The organism is Acinetobacter sp. ANC 4178, assembly GCF_004331175.1.
GTDB lineage: Bacteria > Pseudomonadota > Gammaproteobacteria > Pseudomonadales > Moraxellaceae > Acinetobacter.
Map to the genome: position 1 here is coordinate 279,827 of NZ_SJOD01000002.1, position 16,981 is coordinate 296,807.

Consider the following 16,981-nt stretch of genomic DNA (forward strand, 5'->3'; position numbering starts at 1 on the left):
GTGCTGACAAAATGTAGCAAATCATTGCAGAATTCGGGTATTGTTTCGCGGAAGCCGATCCCTTCAGCTTCTTTATTTAAATAATTCAAACACGGACACCGATATGATTGGCGCATTGATGCTAGACATCGCTGGCACAGAACTTACTCAAGAAGATATTGAACTATTGCAAGCTCCGCAAGTCGGTGGTGTGATTTTATTTGCACGAAATATTCAGTCCCCACAACAAGTCCGTGCACTGACCGATCATATGCGTCAAATTCGTCCTGAAATTTTAATTGCAGTCGATCAGGAAGGCGGACGTGTACAACGTTTAAAACAAGGTTTTACCCTACTACCTGCCATGGGTCGCTTTGGTGAGTTATACCAACAAGATGCAGCGCAAGCATTAGACCTTGCTGAACAATGTGGCTGGCTCATGGCAACTGAGGTGTTGGCTGTTGGAATTGATTTTAGCTTTGCGCCTGTACTCGACTTAAATGACATTAGCGATGTGATTGGTGACCGTGGTTTCGCCAAAAACATGCAAGACATTGTGCCGCTTGCCAGTGCCTTCCTAAAAGGAATGAAACGTGCAGGCATGGCGTCAACAGGTAAACATTTCCCTGGGCATGGCTCAGTGAAGGCCGACTCACATGTCGCAGCGGCAATTGATTCACGTCCTTATGCGGAAATCTTTGCCAAAGATATGCAAAGTTTTATCCAATTGATGCCGCAACTCGATGCCCTGATGCCTGCCCATGTGATTTATGATCAGGTCGATCCAAACCCAGCAGGCTTCTCTGAGTTCTGGATTCAAAACATTCTTCGTCAAGAATTAAAATTTGATGGCGTACTGTTCTCCGATGATTTAAGCATGCAGGCTGCCTGTGTTGCAGGCGGGGCTGATGCTCGTATTCAAGCTGCACTCAAAGCAGGCTGTGATATGGGTCTGGTATGTAATGATCGTGCTGCACAATGTATTGCTTTAGCTGGCATGACTGAACTGCCTCTACCAAATCAACAACGTTTAGAGCGTATGCGCGGGAAAATCCCGAATATTGAAATTGGTGAAACCTTCGCGCTGGGTGCTGAATGGCAACGCATAAGAGACAACATTACCGCCTTTAGAAATGCCAACTAACTATTCGACGGAAGGAGCACCACAAAGTGCTCCTTTTTATTTATGATGTGAATACTTTCAGCAACGATTGCTGTACTAAAATCAAAACAAAAAAGTAGGTCAGGAAGACATGACAGAAGGACTTTCACAACATCGCCACATCTCTTTTACCGCCCATTACACAGGCTATATTTGGTATCAAATGGGGATTTCAAATGCCGTTTTTGCCACAGCCAAAGGTAAATTTTTAGCAAAACTGGTACACCCTTTAGAGTCTTGGGCAGAACGTTATGTAGGGGGCAGTATGCGTAGCACCTTAAAACAACGCCACCGCATGATTGATGAACATCTCTATCAATTGATTGCCCAGCATCCAAAGTTACAGGTCTTAGAAATTGCGTGTGGGCTTTCACCGCGTGGCTGGAGTTTCCGTCGCAAGTTTCCCCATTTGGTCTATCGAGAATTAGACTTGCCCGAAATGGCACACGTCAAAACTCAAGCCTTGCAACAGCTTGAATCAAATAGTCCTCAGGTGCTGAGCGCAGATATTTTTAGCGATGAATTTACTCAGGTTTTTCAAAAGTTTGACACGCAATTTCCACTGGTCGTAATTAGCGAAGGTCTGATTAACTATTTTGATAAAACCTTATTGGCGCAATTATTCCAAGCCATTAACAACAATGGGCAGCATTTTCCCGAAATTCATTATCTCAGTGATATTTATCCTGAACCCGTCAAAAACAAATTGGCACATATCATTTGGAGTAGCAGCAAGCTGTTAAAAATGATGTCTCGCAGTGCCTTTAGTTTTCACTTTACTCAACCGAGTGAAGTGCAGATTTTTTTGCAAAATGCAGGTTTTCAAACGTCATCTGTCATTCAACCCAAACTCTATTTTCAAGCACAAACAGATCAAACCACATCAGAAGAACATCTTGGCGATTTGGTCTGGATGCTGCATGCCTCTAGTAAACCATGCCCCTCATCATCTATTTTAAAGTAGTAAAATAAAGGGAGCTTTAAATCGCTCCCTTTGATTGACACTTCATTGCAAATTTCTTGTCGCTGGTCTTTAGGCACTTGCAGACATCATTAAGGCTTGCTGGCGTTGAATATAGCGCAGTAGACGTTCTGCCACGTCAAAACTGCCATGCTTAAATAAAGCACGAACATGTGTTTCTCCTGTTTCAAAGATTAAACATTCAATCGCAAAAGAACCCTCTTCATCGTGCAGATGTAAAGCTAAATCACGTGGATATTGTGCAGCAATTTGACTGTCAGCTTGGGTAAAATTCAGTTTTAAACCAAAGAAATTCATATCTTCAATTTCAGTTGCAAGTACTAAATCTGAATGACGATGAGTTAACTGAGTAAAAGGTTGACTCACCTGAACTCGCGCTTCACCGCGGCGCTCCAAGGTTAATAGCTGCGCTCGGGTCATATTCAGAATGCCATCTAACTGCTGAATAGATTCACCACGTAAATAAGTTGCGAATAAATGCATGGTTTCTTTACGGCGTTGTAATTGTGGCACATGATCCGCATTGGCAATCATGGCAAATTCCATATCAGGACATTGCAAGGCAAAGTTGGCATTTTCATAAGGCAAGGTGAAACTGTCATATTGACCGCATGCGACCAAAACCTTACAGCTCGGAATCGGCACATCAGTTAAACGGAGCAAGCGATTACAGTTAATTTCATAACGTTCTTGCTCGGTTGCAGTAAATTCGGCCATCTGCCGAAAGAACAAGCGTTTTGCCGTTGGTGACATTCGAGTCACATCCAGTTTGGCATGATTCACCAAATACAAAATGACCGCCTGCCCGAATTCCTCCATACGCTGTTCTTGCATGAGAAATAAGGATTCTTCGAGTAACATGCGCCAGCTTTTGCGTGTTTTTTGCATCACCCCCATCAAAATCATGCGATCAATCAATTCTGGACGTAAATCTGCCAAACCCGATGCCAATACTGAACCTAAAGACATCCCCATGACCGAAACTCGCTTCAGCCCAACAATATCCAGCCATTGCCCCAACATGACTGCAAGATCACTTAACTCTAATGTCCCTGCCGAAAGCCCTGAATCGACATTGGTAATTTGCTGATTTGCACCCATAGAAGGTAAATCAATTAAAATGACAGGCCCTGCGGCAAACAGTTGTTCTACACAATATTTATAAGAGTTAAAATTTTGGAATGCGCCACCAATAATCACAATCGGGGTACGGTGAAGTGTTTCAGGTTCAGCAATCGCCATGTACTCGATTTTCCACCCATCTATCCAAGTGGTTCGAGCTGGCTGTTTAAAGCTGTGCTTATTATATAAATCAAAAAAACCATGACGGTTTATTGATGACTGTAATTCCGCGTCCAATTGGATAATGGAATTCATATTCCTTACCTCCATCCTTGTCTTATTTTTATTTTGCAAGACACTACTTTATGCAACGTATGTGCCTATTTTTAAGCACAAACTCATTCTATTTTTGTGTAAGACGTCAATGTCATTATCGCTTGTCATAATATACAAAGGTTGTTTTTAGACGCAACTCATTCCATGACCGCTTATCTTTTTTTTAAGGTAAAAGCGATGTAAGACACAATGCACGCTAAAGTTTTGCCTATTTTCACGGAGAGACTTCATTGTCACTACACAGGCTGTTAATATCGGAACTGAAATTTCTAAGTGATCAAACCGCCATGCAAGAGTCGATTGAACAATATATGCAAACGGTAGGACAACAAGCACGCCAAGCTTCTCGCGTGTTAGCTAGCGCTTCTACCCAAATGAAAAACAATGCTTTGTCAGCAATTTACACAGCATTGCAAAACAATGAGTCTACAATTTTAGCGGCCAACCAAATCGACATGGATAAAGGCCGTAACAATCAATTAGACAGTGCCTTGCTTGATCGCTTAGAACTCAACCCCACACGCTTCAAAGCGATGCTACAAGGTCTTAAAGATGTCATCAGTCTGGTCGATCCTATTGGTGAAATCACAGATTTAGCCTACCGTCCTTCTGGTATCCAAATTGGCAAAATGCGCGTACCACTGGGTGTGGTCGGGATGATTTATGAGTCGCGTCCGAACGTGACCTTGGAAGCCGCTTCACTTGCCTTAAAGTCTGGTAATGCCATTATTTTACGTGGTGGTTCTGAAGCATTAGAATCGAATAAAGCCATTGCGGCTGCTATTCAGCACGGACTTAAAGCATCAGGTTTGCCTGAAACTTCAGTTCAAGTGATTAATACAACAGATCGTGCAGCAGTCGGTCACTTGATCACCATGTCGGAATATGTGGATGTAATCGTTCCACGTGGAGGCAAAGGCTTAATTGAACGGATTAGCAATGAAGCCCGTATTCCTGTGATTAAACATTTAGATGGTAACTGCCATGTATTTATTGAGGCACAAGCAGACTTACACAAAGCTCTACCGATTGCACTGAATGCCAAAACCCATCGCTACGGCGTATGTAATGCCATGGAAACTTTACTGGTTGATGAGCAAGTTGCCGAAGAATTTTTACCGCGTATCGCAGAGCTGTATGCAGAGAAGAATGTTGAACTGCGTGGTTGTCTTGAAACACAACGTATTCTAGGCTCTGGGGTTAAACCTGCGAGTGAAGAAGATTGGTATACCGAATATTTAGGTCCAATTTTGGCAGTCAAAGTGGTCTCAGGAATGGATGAAGCGATTGATCATATTAACAAATATGGTTCACATCACACCGATGCGATTATTACTGAAAACTTCAGTTTGGCGCGTCAATTCCTTGCTCGCGTTGACTCAAGCTCAGTGATGGTGAATGCCTCAACTCGTTTTGCTGATGGCTTTGAATATGGTTTAGGTGCTGAAATTGGGATTTCTACCGACAAGATTCATGCCCGTGGCCCAGTCGGCTTAGAAGGTTTGACTTCGCAAAAATGGATTGTGTTAGGCGACGGACAAATTCGTCAATAATTCCTCTCTATCTAAAGTATTTTTATGTGTTCAGTTTCAGCCATGAAGCTGAACACAGCGACTACACTATCCCTGCCCTAAATCTTGTAACATGATAAAAAAATTGAAAAAGATAAAAGGGAAATCGCATGTTCTACTATTTGATCATTTGTACCTTTTTACTGGCATTACTGGTTTCTTTTACGGTAATGAAAATTTTTTCCAATTCGATTAATGCGATTCTGGCACGCATTATTCACGATCCGATTCATGAAGCTTGGGCAAAATACACCAAATTTGCCGGTATGGTGGTTGGAACATCTTCAGGCATTCGTATTTACGATATGGAAAAATACATCACGCCGCTGACTTATACTGAAAATGACAAGAAAATTGTGATTGAACTGACTCAAGAGCGTTGGGTATTGGAAATTTACCGAACGATCATCGAAACCTTACAAGGTCTGGCTTGGATGATGCTGGTCTTTTTTATGGTGGCATTAATTGCCTATGTGATTGTACGCTGGTCAGAAATCAAGTATCAAAACTAAGCATAAAAACAACACTTAGCACCTGCTCAAAATTCATTTCTCGTGTTAGGTTAAAGACGTATAGGAAGCAAAATTTATACTTGAGTACTATTTCATGAATAAATGGAAACCTTCAACCAATAAATTCTATTTATTATTATTTCACTGGTCGATAGTGCTTAAGTCTAATCTCCTAAAGTCTATCTAGGACAGAAAATCAACACATGATAAAACATCATTACTGATCTGGATTGCATTGAAAAGTACTGCATAAAGATCACTTTAGGGACGACTTATTTCAATTAAAATTCGGGTATTTAAACGTGTCTACATCAGTATTAGTAATTAACTGCGGTTCATCTTCAATTAAATATGCACTTGTTTCAGAACGCCGTGAAGATCGTATTTTTGGTTTAGCAGAAAACTTAGGCTCTGCTGAAGCCCGCATTAAAGGTGTCACTGTTGGTGGTGCACCACTAGAACTGTCTATTCCTCATGCTGATCATGAAAAAGCATTGGAAACAATCTTAGAGCGTCTATCTCACTATAACCCTCAAGCCATTGGTCATCGCGTTGTACATGGTGGTACATTGACCAAAGCTGAATTACTAACCCCAGAAATTATTGAACGTATTCGTGAAGCGACGCCGCTTGCACCGCTTCACAACCCTGCTCATCTTGTTGGCATTGACGCAACGATGCGTTTATTCCCTGAATTGCCACAAGTTGCGGTCTTTGATACTGCATTCCACCAAACGATGCCTGCACACGCTTACCGCTATGCAGTGCCTAAATTCCTCTACACTGAACACAATGTCCGTCGCTACGGCTTCCACGGTACCAGCCATGCTTACGTATCTGAACGTGGTTCTGAGTTGGCAGGCAGCTTAAAACAAGGTGGCTGGCTGACAGCTCATCTCGGCAATGGTAGCTCTACTTGTGCCATCTGGAATGGTCAAAGTGTTGACACTTCTATGGGCTTAACGCCACTTGAAGGCATTGTAATGGGGACACGTAGTGGCGATGTAGACCCAAGCTTACATAGTTTCTTAGCCTCTAACTTAGGTTGGGATGTCTATAAAATTGACAAAATGCTGAATAAAGAAAGTGGCTTACTCGGTTTATCAGACAACCTTTCAAATGACATGCGCACTTTGATTGAAGCATCTGAACAAGGTAATGAAGATGCGACTTTAGCGATTGAAGTTTTCTGCTATCGCCTTGCAAAATCTTTAGCTGGACTTAGCTGTGGTTTACCACGCTTAGATGGTTTGTTCTTCACAGGTGGTATTGGTGAAAACTCTGCCTATATCCGTGAAAAAACCATGACATACTTACCACACTTCGGCTTTAACCTAAATAAAGAGCAAAACAACAGCCTTAAACGTGGTACTGAAGGGCGTATTGATGCAGGGACTGGTCCACAAATTTGGGTCATTCCAACTGATGAAGAAGGTCGCATTGCCAAAGAGACAGCTAGCGTTGTCGACCATGAGGTTAATCAGACAACCGCAAAAAAGCCTGAATCAACTGCCGCGATTGCTTAAGCAATCGCGCCTTGATTGCCTTTCCTATTTTTAATGAATACATAACGACTATGAAAACAATTCTTTTAGTCCCAACTGGTGAAGGCGTTGGCCTAACATCGGCATGTTTAGGTTTAAGCTATGCTTTAGAATGCCAAGGTGTTAAAGCTGGCTTTCTAAAACCTTTTTCTCAAGAAACTAAAATTGAAGCTGATCGTACCAGCGCACTTTTTCAGCATCTTACCAAAAGTGAAACCGTTGAACCCATTCCCTATGCAACCGTCACTCAGCAATTAAACTGTGGCGAAAGTGATGAACTGCTGGAAGAAGCTGTTCGCTTACATCGTCAAATTGCAAAAAAACATGACATTATTATTGTTGAAGGTTTATTACCAAACGCACGTGATGCTTTTGCCTCTGAACTGAATGCCGCTTTAGCAAAAGCATTAGATGCTAAAGTCATTATCGTGAGCAATGCCGATATTCATAAAGCCTCTGCAACAGCTGAAAAAGTCGAAGCTCAACTGCGTCATTTTGGTGGTGCATCGAGTGATCGTACTGCTGGGGTGCTATTCATGCGTACCAAAGGCTTGCCTGAAGGTTCTGCACAAATTCCATTAACCTTCGATCCAAGCCTACGCTTAGTAAGTGATACCAACAAATTTGTAGCAGATATTCAAAAAACTCATGCCCATATTGGTACAGCGCAGTTGCCCGTCATTGGTCTGGTACCATTCAGTAATACACTGAGCGTACCGCGCATGTCTGATTTGGCAGCCAATTTACAAGCTGAATGGATTAGCCAAGGCGAAGCTTTACAACGTCGTGTGTTGCACAGCAGCCTGATTGCAGCCAATATTGAACACGAACTAGATAAGTTTGTTGCTGGCGAATTAATCATTAGTGCTTCAGACCGTATTGATGTTTTATTGGCAAGTAGCTTAGCCAGCAGTAATGGGACGCCGCTTGCGGGTCTATTATTGACTGAACATCATGCACCTAACAGTCAAATTCTAGATTTCTGCCAAGCTGCAATTAAACAAGGCTTACCAATCTTACATACCCCACTGAGTACGTTTGAAACTGCCCAAAGCTTAATGAATTTAAGCAATGAAATTCCAGTAGATGACACTGAACGTGCCGAGCAAGTCACCCGCTTTGTGTCTAGCCACATTAATGAAGAATGGCTCGCTCTACTCTTGAAGGGCACTTACAATCCACGTTTGTCTCCTTCTGCTTTCCGTCACGAACTGGTGCAAAAATCCATTCATGCCAAAAAGCGCATTGTATTACCTGAAGGTGATGAACCACGTACGATTCAAGCCGCAGCAATCTGTCAATCTCGTGGCATTGCCCAATGTATTCTTTTGGCAAAACCAGAAGCTGTGGTTGAGGTGGCAAAAGCACGTAATATCGAGTTGCCATTTGACCTTGAAATTATTGACCCAGACCTGATTCGTGAAAACTATGTCACGCCGATGGTCGAGTTACGTAAAGGCAAAATCAACGAATTACAGGCCCGTGAACAACTGCAAGACACCGTCGTTCTAGGCACAATGATGTTGGCGCTGGATCAAGTTGATGGTTTGGTTTCTGGTGCAGTTCATACCACAGCCAATACGGTTCGCCCTGCATTTCAGTTAATTAAAACTGCACCTGAATATTCATTGGTTTCTTCAGTATTCTTTATGCTGTTGCCTGATGAAGTCTATGTTTACGGTGACTGTGCGATTAATCCAGACCCAGATGCGGAACAACTGGCGGAAATTGCCATTCAATCGGCAGATTCAGCAAAAGCATTCGGCATTGACCCACGCATTGCCATGATTTCTTACTCTACAGGGACTTCGGGTGCAGGCGTAGAAGTCGAAAAAGTGGCTCAAGCAACAGCGATTGCCAAACAGCGTCGCCCTGATCTCTTGATTGATGGTCCATTACAGTACGATGCAGCTTCTGTCGAAAGTGTGGGGCGCTCGAAAGCACCAGACTCTAAAGTTGCAGGTCGTGCAAATGTCTTTATTTTCCCAGATTTAAATACAGGCAACACCACGTATAAAGCGGTACAACGTTCTGCCAATGTGGTGAGCGTTGGACCAATGCTGCAAGGGTTGAACAAACCTGTAAATGACTTGTCTCGTGGGGCATTGGTGGATGATATTGTATTCACGATTGCACTGACTGCGATTCAAGCAGAACAGCAAGTCGAAGCCAAAGCCAGCAAAGCCTCTTAAGTCATTTTCGGTTTTCCAAACCACTCTTTCGAGAGTGGTTTTTTTTGCTTTGCCCAATCCATCCAATTGCCCATTTATTCCCAAATATCTAAAGTGATTCAAGCTTTTTCGCCAACCACACGGTATGCCCTGTACATTCAGGATCTTCCGACACCATTTTCAGCACCTCAAAACCATATTGAGCCAATAAATGACGGTATTCTTCTGGGGCTAAACTGGCATGATATAACGCGTGACCAAACAGCTCCCCAATCGCTTCACCGTGTGTAGGACCACTGCTAAACATCAGCATGGTTCCCGATTTGGCATGTGATGCAAATTGAGCAAACATCTGCCGTTGATCGTCTTGCGTCAAATGAAAAAAACTGTCCCACGCCAAAATTGCATCAAATTTTTGTTCTAGATTGAGTTGGCGCATGTCCGCGTGAAGCCACGTTTGTTCGGGAAAATTTGCTCGCGCCATCATCAACATTGCTTCTGCACTGTCTACACCTGTTATTGTGCAACCCTGTTCAATTAAATAAGCGGCGATCGGTTTCCCCGCCCCACAACCTAAATCCAAAACATTGGCTTGATCTGGTAGCAACGCCAACATGCGATCCAACCACACTTTTTCAAATAACCACTCTCCACGCAATGCCACCCATTCACGTGCATACTTCTGATAAAGCTCAATAATATTTTCTGATAGATGATTGTTTGGCATAATATTTTTTATAACATTGAAAACATGAATTCACTGCTTATCATCGATGCAAGACTCAGCTTTGTTTAGACAGTTGTACAGCCTTTGACTGTGGCAGTTTAACAAAGAAAATTGCGTTACCACATAAAATTAGAATCACGCCAATCACCGCATTCCAATGCCATTGATAAGCTTCCCACACTGTTGAAATCACCAAAGCCACCAATGGAAATAGCAAAGTGCTGTATGCCGCCTTGCCCGAACCAATACGCCCCACCAAATAGAAATAGGCAGTAAAACCAATCACCGAACCAAAAAGTGCCAAATAAATTAAAGCTGAAATCGCACTTAAAGGCATCGTTGGAAAAAAATCGTCCTGTTGTACATATGAAATGAATGCCATTAAAAGAGCACCATACGACATGCCATAAGCATTGGTGGTAAAAATATCCAATCCATTTTTCTGATGGCGTGTACTAATCATATTGCCCAACGAAAACCCATAAGTTCCGAGTACACACAGTGAAATCCCCAATAAGGTTTGACTGTTTAATGTGGTGCCAACCACATCTTGCCAGAACAGAGCTATCATCCCAAGCACCCCAAGCAAAGCCGCAGGATAAAACCGAGACGAAATTTGCTGTGCAAAAAACAGTTTGGCATTCAAAGTGTTGAAGATGACCGCCATAGAAAAAATCACGGCTTCTAAGCCACTGCTGACATATTGCACTGCATAATAAAAACAAACAAAGTTAAAACCAAAAATACAGAAGGCCTGTAACATACAAAACAGATGATCTTTCACTGTTAGTTTTTGCAATTTACGCCACAGCGCAATAAAAGCAAACAACACCATTGCCGAAATAAAAAAGCGCCAGAACACCGCCACATTGGCTGATATTCCGCTTTGTTGTTGTAGGCTAATGGCAATCCATGTCGTTCCCCAGATCACCACAACCAAAGCATATAACAGCGCATTCATTCAATTTCAATCCAAGCTAATGACGTCGACCACATTATCTCTAAACCAAGAAACTCAATGCTTGCAGCTTCTTGCGGTCATTATCATCAACTTGTGATTTTTTATCGAATTTTACCCACGGATGACAAGACCGAATAGAAGTCCTACACTAGTTACTCAATTTGGCACTGCGTGTAGAAGATGAACTATCAGATTCTAGATCAATTACAACAACACAAAGCCCAACTTCTCGACTCAGTCGAATTGGGTTCAGGCATGCAGCTCGCCATGTGGCAAAATAACCAAGACTGCGTACAGGTCTGTAGTAATCACCACACTTTAAGTATGTACATTCAAGGTGGCTATCACAGTTATCAAAAGACCGTTCACGGTTGGCAGAATGGTGGCGGCCCCGACCATATGTGCCTGATGCCACAGGATTTTGAATCCACTTGGGATTTACGTGATCCGCTAACCTTCGTGCACTTGTACTACACTGAACAACACTTAAAACGCGTAGCCGAACAAGTCTGGGACCGTGAACCAAGCCAAATACAGTTAAATCCACAGAGCTTTGTCGCCGACCCGCAAATTGCGATGATCTATCGACACTTTTTACTGAGTGGTGCTTGGCAGAATCGTGAAAATCACTTACAGATGAGTACTGCCACCACTTTGTTGTTAAATCATTTAATTAAAAATTATAGTCATAGTGAGTGGCAAGCTCCCGAAGTCAAAGGAGGACTATCACCTTATATCCTCAAACAACTTTTACAATGGATTGATCAGCATCTACATTTAAGTTTAACCCTGTCCGATTTGGCACAACAAACCCAGCTCAGTGAATATCACTTTGCGCATATGTTTAAACGGTCGATGCATATGCCACCGCATCAATATGTGATGCTACGACGACTGGAATTGGCACATCAGACATTACAAACCACCACGGCCACAATCACAGAAGTTTCAACGCAATATGGATTTAGTTCCAGCAGCCATTTTAGTCATCGTTTTAAAAACCACTTTGGCTATTCGCCTTCGCAAATGCAAAAAACGCGAAAAACCTGATCTTAAAAAGAGACTTTTGAAGATTTGAAGATTTGAAGATTTGAAGATTTGAAGATTTGAAGATTTGAAGATTTGAAGAAAGCTTAAAACAAAAAAAGAAGATAAAGCTTAAGCCTGATCTTCTTTTTGACCGTAAAACCATGTTGCCGCAATAAAACAACTAAAACCAACAACCATTAGAATTGCAGATGCCATAACGAAACGCTCTGTTTGGGATGCGGATATTATGTGAAAGTTTTATGACAAATTTATGACAATCCTGTCATTTTAAAATTCATTCAAATTTCCTACACACTAAAGACAATCAATTCAATAGGTTAAATTTAAATCACCCATCCATCCTGCTACTTTTTAAATGAATAAAACCGTTTATTGAGATATCTCATGTGAAAGATCTCATACTTGATAACCGATTTTATCCATTAAACTTTAGCCCAAAAATGCAGCAAAACACCCACAACCGTGACGTTATACCTTATAATTTAGCCCGCTAGCTAACAGCCCGCTCAAGAGATATTTGATATGACAACTATTATCAAGCAAGATGACTTGATCACTTCGGTCAAGGACGCGCTTCAATTCATTTCGTACTATCACCCGCAAGACTTCATCCAAGCGATGAGCCGTGCGTACGACCGTGAAGAAAACAAAGCTGCGAAAGACGCCATTGCACAAATCTTGATTAACTCTCGTATGTGTGCAGAAGGTCATCGTCCAATCTGCCAAGATACTGGTATTGTTAACGTATTTGTTGAAGTGGGCATGGATGTTAAATTCGATTTAACCATGAGCCTCGATGATGCAATTAATGAAGGTGTACGCCAAGGTTACTTAGAAAACTCAAACGTACTTCGTGCATCTGTTTTGGCTGATCCTGCTTTTGGTCGTAAAAACACCAAAGACAACACACCTGCTGTGATTTACCACAAGCTTGTTCCAGGCAACAAAGTGGACATTACGGTTGCAGCCAAAGGTGGCGGTTCAGAAAACAAATCTAAACTGGCAATGCTAAACCCATCTGATTCGATTGTGGACTGGGTACTGAAAACTGTTCCAACGATGGGTGCAGGCTGGTGTCCTCCTGGTATGCTCGGTATTGGTATTGGTGGTACTGCTGAAAAAGCCATGATGCTTGCAAAAGAATCGCTCATGGAAGAAATCAACATGGACGAACTACTTCGTCGTGGGCCTGAAAATAAAATCGAAGAACTTCGTATGGAAATCTTCGAAAAAGTAAATGCACTTGGTATTGGTGCACAAGGTCTGGGCGGCTTAACCACAGTTCTTGATATTAAAATTAAAGACTACCCATGTCATGCTGCGGGCAAACCAGTCGGCATGATTCCAAACTGTGCAGCAACGCGTCACGCACACTTCCAATTAGATGGTTCAGGTGTTGCACATATTCAAGCACCGAAACTTGAAGACTACCCTTCTGTTACTTGGGATTCTTCAAGTTCTAAACGTGTAGACCTAGATACGATTACTCAAGAAGAAATGAACGCATGGCAACCAGGCGACACATTATTGCTTAACGGTACAATTTATACAGGTCGTGACGCTGCGCACAAACGTATGGTTGACATGTTGAACAATGGTGAAGAGCTTCCAGTTGACCTTAAAGGTAAATTCATTTACTACGTAGGTCCTGTAGACCCAGTCGGTGATGAAGTGGTTGGTCCTGCTGGCCCTACAACAGCAACACGTATGGACAAGTTCACTCGCCAAGTTTTAGAAGCGACTGGCATGTTCGGTATGATTGGTAAAGCTGACCGTGGTCCAGCGGCTGTTGAAGCCATCAAAGACAACAAAGCGACTTACTTGATGGCAGTGGGCGGCGCAGCTTACCTTGTGTCTAAAGCGATTCGTGAAGCCGAAGTAGTTGCCTTTGCTGACTTAGGTATGGAAGCGATTTACAAGTTTGTGGTTAAAGACATGCCTGTATCAGTTGCGGTTGATGTAAACGGTACGTCTATTCACGCAACAGCACCGAAAATCTGGCAAGCGAAAATTGGCAAAATTCCTGTAGTAGATGCTGCAGCGGGCTAAACCCTAAGTTTTGCTTTTTTCAATACCCTTAACATGCTAAGGTCTTGTTAAGGGTATTTTTTTGCCCAAAATTTATCTTTCTATAACGATCATTCATTCTAAATATTATGAAAAAATTAAGCCATATCCTGACCACACTTGCACTTTGTACACTCAGTTTCAGCACTTTTGCAAAACCTGCAACCGAGGCATCTGTCGAAAAAGCCCTTGTACTGAGCGACATTAAAGGCACTTTAGCCCAATCCCAACAGGAAATGCGTCCTGTCTATGAACAGCAAGCAGAAGAAATGCTCAAAAATATGTTTAAAACGACCACACTAAATGCCGAACAACAAAAAGCTGCGCAGCAAATTGCAGATATTACGGCCTCGTTCAGCGGTAAATTAATTTCTGATCCAAAATTTATGCAAATGCTAAAAGATGTCTATATGCAGACCTTCACTGAAGAAGAAGTCCTTGCCAATATTCAATTTCTTGAAACACCTGTTGGACAATCAATTAGCAAGAAAAGTAGCAAAATGATGAGCGAAATCATGCGTAACAGTATTGATATGTCTGCACAAATGATGCAAGACCCTGCAACGCAAGACGAAATCAATCAGCAAGTAGCACAAACACTTGAGCCATTATTCAAACAGGTAAAAAAGAGCAAATAACCAGATTACCACGTACGAATATCCCAAATTTTAAAGGGTTGTGTAAGTTGCACATCAGATTGAATATCATATTTTGCTGCTTTAATTTTTTGTGCTTTATGACGCACCTCGCCTGTTTGTTGGTCTTGCGCCACAAAGTTATAACTTGCAGATTTCAGTTGGGTAAATGCAATTTCATTTTGCCCAATTGTGTTCGGTACTAAAATTAACGGTCCCGAAACTTCCTTACGTGTATTCAGATTCTCTTCATCATATTTCACGTAATAACTCTTACCTGCTTCGACAGTAAAATCCAAATATTTTGGCTTTTGAAAATGCTGAATGCCCAAAGGTCGACTGCTCGATAGACGATAAGTTCCTGCTGGAAGCTCCAACCAATAATAATGATTATTCAGTAAACTCGGAATTCGCTGTTTATTGATAAAAAGACTGGAAGCCACAATTTCTTGACGATTCCATCGACTGTCTGGACGATAGAGATAGACCACAGCAGCCTGATCATGCTGTGCCTGCACAGGTTGGTAACGTTGACCTAATTTTTGATTGACCCAACCACCCACCGAAGTCATCCCGAATCGGTATTGTTCAACCATTCCTGGAGCCTGACTGGTATCCACTGAATGCAACGTAGAGCTTAATTCAGGTTGTTCTAAAACTGCCTGCTTATGGCATCCGAATAAAAATAAACTGCTACATAACACAAGATAAAGCGAACGCATGATTTTCCCTCACCACGTATTTTCTTTTATTTATTAGGGTAGATCTTGGATATCTTCCATTTTCTAGGCATCCTCGCCTTTGCCCAAGATTAACATTCAGTTTTTGGCTTGCAAATAAAAAAACGTGCGGAAATCATAAATTTCCGCACGTTTCAGACGAATAACAAATTAAGCAGATTTTGAGTTAATCACTTTCAAATCAACTTTATTTGCATCTTCAGTCGCTGTCTTCGGTTGACGTTCAGGCTGTAATTCAGGTTTTGCAGTACCATTAATCACGGCTTCATTTACCACCACAGTACCCACATCGCTACGGCTTGGTAAGTCATACATCACTTCAAGTAAGGCATTTTCCAAAATTGAACGCAGACCACGCGCACCCGTATTACGTTCAAGCGCTTTTTTCGCAACCGCACGTAATGCCGAATCTTCAAACACAAGATCTACATGTTCCATATCGAACAAATGCTGATACTGACGTGTTAATGCATTCTTTGGTTCTGTCAAAATTTGCATTAATGCTTCTTCATCCAGTTCGTCCAATGTTGCAATAACAGGTAAACGACCAATGAATTCAGGGATTAAACCGAACTTGACTAAATCTGTTGCTTCAACTTGGCGGAACAAATCTGAAAGCTGTTTGCTTTCATCTTTTTTCTTTACATCTGCTGTAAAACCAATACCACCTTTTTCCTGACGCTGCTGCACAATCTTCTCTAAACCAGAGAATGCACCACCACAGATAAATAAGATGTTAGACGTATCAATTTGAATGAATTCTTGCTGCGGATGTTTACGACCACCTTGAGGTGGAATCGAAGCCACTGTGCCTTCAATCATTTTCAACAAAGCTTGTTGTACACCTTCACCCGACACATCACGCGTGATCGATGGGTTTTCAGACTTACGTGTGATTTTATCAATCTCATCAATGTAGATAATGCCTTTTTGTGCCTTTTCTACATCGTAATCTGCTTTTTGCAATAACTTTTGCACGATGTTTTCAACATCTTCACCGACATAACCCGCTTCGGTCAGAGTCGTTGCATCTGCCATGGCAAATGGGACATCAAGTAAACGCGCTAAGGTTTGAGCAAGTAAGGTTTTACCTGAACCTGTTGGTCCAACCAACAAGATATTACTTTTCGCAATCTCAACTGCGTCATCGTGCTTATGCCCACCATGCGTCGCTTTAAGACGTTTATAGTGGTTATACACTGCAACTGACAGGGTTTTCTTTGCAATATCTTGACCAATGACATATTGGTCTAATGCAGCACGAATTTCTTGAGGTTTCGGCAAAGGCTTCGCAGCCCAGTCACCAGATTCGACCTGTTGACTGGTTTGCACTAAGTCTAAGCATACGTCCACACATTCATTACAGATGTATGCGTCCTCACCTGCAATCAGTTTCCCGACTTCAGACTGCGTTTTACCGCAAAATGAACAATGCTTTTGTCCTTGAGGATGTTCGGACATATTTACTCCAATACTAAAATC

General features: G+C 42.0%; 14 protein-coding genes. 9 read left to right on the plus strand and 5 right to left on the minus strand.

The window, feature by feature from the left end:
* Window positions 1-103 precede the first annotated feature (103 nt).
* Entirely contained in the window at window positions 104-1,123 is a 1,020-nt protein-coding gene (gene nagZ, locus E0H87_RS05600) for a beta-N-acetylhexosaminidase (protein ID WP_131322704.1), read from the plus strand.
* A gap of 109 nt (window positions 1,124-1,232) precedes the next feature.
* The gene (locus tag E0H87_RS05605; protein WP_131322705.1) at window positions 1,233-2,105 is read left to right on the plus strand and encodes a class I SAM-dependent methyltransferase; all 873 of its coding nucleotides are present in this window, start codon (window positions 1,233-1,235) and stop codon (window positions 2,103-2,105) included.
* A 69-nt stretch (window positions 2,106-2,174) separates the two neighbouring features.
* Here E0H87_RS05605 and E0H87_RS05610 read toward each other — a convergent pair whose 3' ends face one another.
* Entirely contained in the window at window positions 2,175-3,500 is a 1,326-nt protein-coding gene (locus tag E0H87_RS05610; RefSeq protein ID WP_131322706.1) for an alpha/beta fold hydrolase, read from the minus strand.
* A 308-nt stretch (window positions 3,501-3,808) separates the two neighbouring features.
* On the opposite strand from E0H87_RS05610, the gene E0H87_RS05615 reads away from it, so the two are divergent.
* The 4 genes from E0H87_RS05615 (at window position 3,809) to pta (ending at window position 9,340) form a co-directional block, all read left to right on the plus strand.
* A complete protein-coding gene (locus E0H87_RS05615; RefSeq protein WP_131322942.1) occupies window positions 3,809-5,074 on the plus strand; it encodes a glutamate-5-semialdehyde dehydrogenase in 1,266 nt (421 codons plus the stop codon).
* A 128-nt stretch (window positions 5,075-5,202) separates the two neighbouring features.
* Complete coding sequence (locus E0H87_RS05620; RefSeq protein WP_016168218.1) at window positions 5,203-5,604, plus strand: hypothetical protein; 402 nt, start codon at window positions 5,203-5,205, stop codon at window positions 5,602-5,604.
* Between the two features lie 302 nt (window positions 5,605-5,906).
* Entirely contained in the window at window positions 5,907-7,130 is a 1,224-nt protein-coding gene (locus E0H87_RS05625) for an acetate/propionate family kinase (RefSeq protein WP_131322707.1), read from the plus strand.
* Window positions 7,131-7,180: 50 nt separating this feature from the next.
* Window positions 7,181-9,340, plus strand: a complete 2,160-nt coding sequence (gene pta, locus E0H87_RS05630; protein ID WP_131322708.1) for a phosphate acetyltransferase — start codon at window positions 7,181-7,183, stop codon at window positions 9,338-9,340.
* Window positions 9,341-9,428: 88 nt separating this feature from the next.
* Here the strand turns inward: pta and E0H87_RS05635 are convergent, their stop codons facing one another.
* Window positions 9,429-10,046 carry a class I SAM-dependent DNA methyltransferase gene (locus E0H87_RS05635; RefSeq protein ID WP_131322709.1) on the minus strand — a complete coding sequence of 206 codons (618 nt, stop codon included), beginning with the start codon at window positions 10,044-10,046 and terminating at the stop codon, window positions 9,429-9,431.
* A 55-nt stretch (window positions 10,047-10,101) separates the two neighbouring features.
* Window positions 10,102-11,007, minus strand: coding sequence for a DMT family transporter (locus tag E0H87_RS05640; RefSeq protein WP_131322710.1), 906 nt, complete (start codon window positions 11,005-11,007; stop codon window positions 10,102-10,104).
* 180 nt (window positions 11,008-11,187) lie between these two features.
* Between E0H87_RS05640 and E0H87_RS05645 the strand changes: the two genes are divergently transcribed.
* From E0H87_RS05645 to E0H87_RS05655, 3 genes are all read left to right on the plus strand, one after another.
* On the plus strand, window positions 11,188-12,057 hold the full coding sequence (locus E0H87_RS05645) for a helix-turn-helix transcriptional regulator (RefSeq protein WP_131322711.1): 870 nt from the start codon (window positions 11,188-11,190) through the stop codon (window positions 12,055-12,057).
* Between the two features lie 522 nt (window positions 12,058-12,579).
* Window positions 12,580-14,106 carry a fumarate hydratase gene (locus E0H87_RS05650; RefSeq protein ID WP_116758616.1) on the plus strand — a complete coding sequence of 509 codons (1,527 nt, stop codon included), beginning with the start codon at window positions 12,580-12,582 and terminating at the stop codon, window positions 14,104-14,106.
* Between the two features lie 107 nt (window positions 14,107-14,213).
* Window positions 14,214-14,762 carry a DUF2059 domain-containing protein gene (locus tag E0H87_RS05655; protein ID WP_131322712.1) on the plus strand — a complete coding sequence of 183 codons (549 nt, stop codon included), beginning with the start codon at window positions 14,214-14,216 and terminating at the stop codon, window positions 14,760-14,762.
* Between the two features lie 5 nt (window positions 14,763-14,767).
* On the opposite strand, the gene E0H87_RS05660 is transcribed toward E0H87_RS05655, so the two are convergent.
* Window positions 14,768-15,481: a DUF2846 domain-containing protein gene (locus tag E0H87_RS05660; RefSeq protein WP_131322713.1), complete on the minus strand. Its 714-nt coding sequence runs from the start codon at window positions 15,479-15,481 to the stop codon at window positions 14,768-14,770.
* Between the two features lie 168 nt (window positions 15,482-15,649).
* Entirely contained in the window at window positions 15,650-16,960 is a 1,311-nt protein-coding gene (gene clpX / locus E0H87_RS05665) for an ATP-dependent protease ATP-binding subunit ClpX (protein ID WP_131322714.1), read from the minus strand.
* Window positions 16,961-16,981: the final 21 nt, after the last annotated feature.